Here is a 3617-nt window from a genome sequence, read left to right on the forward strand (position 1 = left end):
GTTTATTTTTAAAATTCTATAGATAAATTCCGCCATATTTTATCCCATTCTTTGTCTTTAATGCGTTCAACATATATTGAATGAAATTCGCTATTATTTTGATAAAAGGGTGTAGGCTTCACCTTCATTTCAAATAAATCCTTTATTCCATAGGGAGCCATAATTTCAAGATTATTCTTGCAAAGCCTCACAGCTATTGCAGTTGGAGTTTCTGGAAAATGGGCAACACCAGCAGATGACGAAGTAAAAGGATCAAAGCCGCTTTTCAAATGCATACGGGCTTGATTTTTTACTGACCAAGGTTGATTTGGAAACAAAGCTTTTAACTCTGCTTCCAACTGCTTTTCCATTTCCCAGGAAATATCTGCAGTATCAAAATAAATAACATCAATATCATTTATAGTCGTTATTGTATTATGCAAACTATCCCATACTTTATTTCGAATAAGCCCCGCACATACCCAGGCATCATTTACCTTTAATTTCTCAACTGTTTCTAGAATCGATACTATGTAAGTGTTCTGTTCAATCATTTCTATCAATTGTTTTTCGTAATTAGTCACGTTGAACACCCCTTCACTTTAAGTTAATTAATTTAGAAAAATATAGTTTTGTTAGCCTATTGTTATCTACTTCGTTTGATAAATCAATAAAGTACTCCCTCTGCCACTCTTGAGTCTTTATTGCAGATTGGTTTAGCCCATTCTCCCAAGAAGGGTAAACCCGTATTGCCATTTTCCCTTTAGAATTTCCTGTTCTCAAAACTCCTTGTTTAAGTAATATAGATTTTGGGAAAATAAATTGTCCTTGTAATTCATTATCTATAACCGAAATTATTATCTTTTCTGGGCTTTCATCGTAAGAATAGGCTTGATTTTTATTAGTATCATTTTTCTTCCAGAAAACTACAAAATACCCTTTTTTACTTGGGGTCAATTTAGCTAAGCGACTCCGATAGGTATTGTCTGCAATACTAAAGCTCATGCCCTCATATTCATAGTTATGATTCTCCTCAGATAAAGCTGTAATATTAGGTTTTCCTAGACCAGTAAGCATATTGTTTATTAAATTTATCGACTTAAAACTCAACACTTTCCCTCCTCTTTATCTGTTAGTATAGACTATTTTAAATTTTTTTCAGAAAAGTACTTAAAGTATACCTAATTTAGATAGTGTTTAAAGTTTTTCTTACGTTTAGCAACTGGCCGTAGTTCTATTTTCTTTTATTGTATACTATTTATAGCAGGACAATAAATTGGTATGTTCATTTACCTTACTTCTGAATGTTTAGTAATAGATTGAATTGAATAATTAACAGCTAGTTTTGGCCTAATAAAAGTTGGAGGATACTATGGACGAATCTAATGAATTAAACAAGGAAACTACAAGTTCTAAAACAAATAAGATGATTGAAGGGACTTTTTGGTTAACTGTCGGAAATTTTCTTTCTAGATTTCTTGGATTAATTTATATTATTCCTTGGTATTCTTGGATGGGGGAACATGCAAAAGTAGCTAATGGACTTTATGGAATGGGTTATAATATATATGCTATATTTTTATTAATCTCCACGGCTGGAATTCCTTCTGCTGTAACAAAACAAATTGCTTATTACAATTCATTGGATGATCCCGAAATGAGCAATCAGTTCTTTTATAGTTCTCTTAAAATAGCCACCTTTATTGGAGTCATAGCTAGTTTTGGTATGTATCTTTTTTCGCCGATAATTGCAAAAAGTTCTGGTGGTGGTCAAGATTTGACAGCAGTCATCAGATCCTTAAGTATTATTGTTATTTTTTTTCCTAGTATGAGTGTTATAAGAGGTTATTTCCAAGGAAACCAACAAATGAAACCTTACGCTGTTTCGCAAATTTTGGAACAAATAGGAAGAGTCATTTATATGCTGCTTTCAACTTTTATTATTATGAAGGTATTAAACGGAAATTATGTTACAGCAGTGGTTCATTCAACATTTGCAGCTTTTATTGGTCTAATAGTAAGTTATGTCTATTTATTATTTAAACTACATAAAGAGGCACCACTTAATGACATATTTCTGCAAAATAAAAAGTCGAAAATTAACTCTAAAGGGTTATTAAAAGAACTCCTACAAGTATCGATACCTTTTATCATTGTGGCCTCAGGTATTTCGCTTTTTAAATTAATTGATCAATTTACATTTTCCAGAATCATGAGTCAAATTTCTACTTATTCTGATATGCGCTTAACTGAATTATTTGCGATTTTCAGTACAAATCCTGATAAATTAACAATGATTGTAATTGCCTTAGCTACATCGCTGTCAAGTGCTGGTCTTCCTCTATTAACAGAATTTTTTACAAAAAAAAACAAACTTTCATTATCAAAGATGGTGACAAACAACATTCAACTTTTCCTTTTTATCACCCTCCCATCTATATTAGGAATGATTTTATTAGCAAAACCTCTTTACACGCTATTTTATGAACCAAGCAACTTAGGGACAAAAGTTCTTATACAAGCTTGTTTAACTGGATTTATCCTCGGTTTTTATGTGCTAAGTTCAAGTATTCTCCAAAGTATTAATCAAAATAGATATGCCATCTTTACCTTACTTATAGGAGCTATAGTAAAACTGATTTTACAATACCCATTAATTTCAATTTTTGAAGTTTATGGTCCATTACTAGCTACTGCTATTTCATTCGGAATAATTTGCATCTTAAATCTAAAAAAAATAATCAACATTACTCATCCAGATATTAAACTGCTGCTCAAAAGAACTGTTTTAATTTCTTTTTCATGTATTCTAATGCTTCTTGTTGTATTGCTGGTAAGAAACTTTCTTTATCTATTTTTGGATCCTGAACGTAAAATGCATAGTTTTCTTATCGTCACCTTTGCTGCCATTATCGGAATAATGACTTACCTATTTTTATCCTTTAAAACTGGGTTGTCTGATGCGCTTCTTGGCTTCAATGCAAAAAAATTAAAAAATAAGTTAAAACTATTTTCAAAATAATATTGAAAATTAATGTTACTGATAATACCAAAGTTATAGTCATTTCTTCATTGAATAAGACACTGAAAAAGTGCTAAACTATGCCTATAACTTTCCGAAAATTTTATACTAATGAGGATGAGATTTACTTGAAGAACAAAAATTACAAATTGAGAGCTTTTATTTTTAATCCGATTACCGTAGCTATCTACGCTATAGGGTGTTATTACTTATGTTCACTTGCTCAAGACGGCGGGATTGATCAGAAAGCTCCCATTATCCTAATCATTTTTCTTAGTCTGTTTGTTTGGGTTGGCTGGGGTTTTTATTGGTACATATGGAAAACCAATAAAAATCAATCAACTTCTCCCCGTTCTATAAGACGTAGCAAATTCCTCTTTCTGTTCAGTGTGAATTCATTCCTTTTGATCACACTTGCATCTGGTATAAGTCTTTATCAAAGTGGCACAAATTCCCAAGGAAGATTAGCTTTTGTGATCCAAGACTATTTGAAATCTAGCGATGTTCAATTTGTTCACAATAATATCTACAAAGCTGGTTTAAATGGCTTGTTTGAAGATCTTGAAACGAAGTATGATTTGCCAGAAGAATTGTATGTCAGTAATCAAGTTGAATT

3 protein-coding genes and 1 pseudogene are annotated in these 3617 nt (G+C 31.5%); 2 read left to right on the plus strand and 2 right to left on the minus strand.

Translation table 11 applies throughout. The features are described from left to right. Positions 1-8 precede the first annotated feature (8 nt). Entirely contained in the window at positions 9-563 is a 555-nt protein-coding gene (locus tag ABS911_RS14725; RefSeq protein ID WP_350468182.1) for a nucleotidyltransferase family protein, read from the minus strand. Between the two features lie 13 nt (positions 564-576). Beyond that, complete coding sequence (locus ABS911_RS14730; RefSeq protein ID WP_463063312.1) at positions 577-1092, minus strand: MepB family protein; 516 nt, start codon at positions 1090-1092, stop codon at positions 577-579. Positions 1093-1351: 259 nt separating this feature from the next. On the opposite strand from ABS911_RS14730, the gene ABS911_RS14735 reads away from it, so the two are divergent. Beyond that, positions 1352-3001 carry a putative polysaccharide biosynthesis protein gene (locus tag ABS911_RS14735; RefSeq protein WP_350468183.1) on the plus strand — a complete coding sequence of 550 codons (1650 nt, stop codon included), beginning with the start codon at positions 1352-1354 and terminating at the stop codon, positions 2999-3001. 128 nt (positions 3002-3129) lie between these two features. Beyond that, positions 3130-3617 (plus strand): annotated as a pseudogene (locus ABS911_RS14740) (WD40/YVTN/BNR-like repeat-containing protein); the annotation flags it as partial.

The organism is Carnobacterium sp., from assembly GCF_040274425.1.

What these genes read in the sequence shown, in the direction of transcription:
- ABS911_RS14735 (WP_350468183.1), top strand. Translation starts at nt 1,352, where the DNA reads ATGGACGAATCTAATGAATTAAACAAGGAAACTACAAGTTCTAAAACA.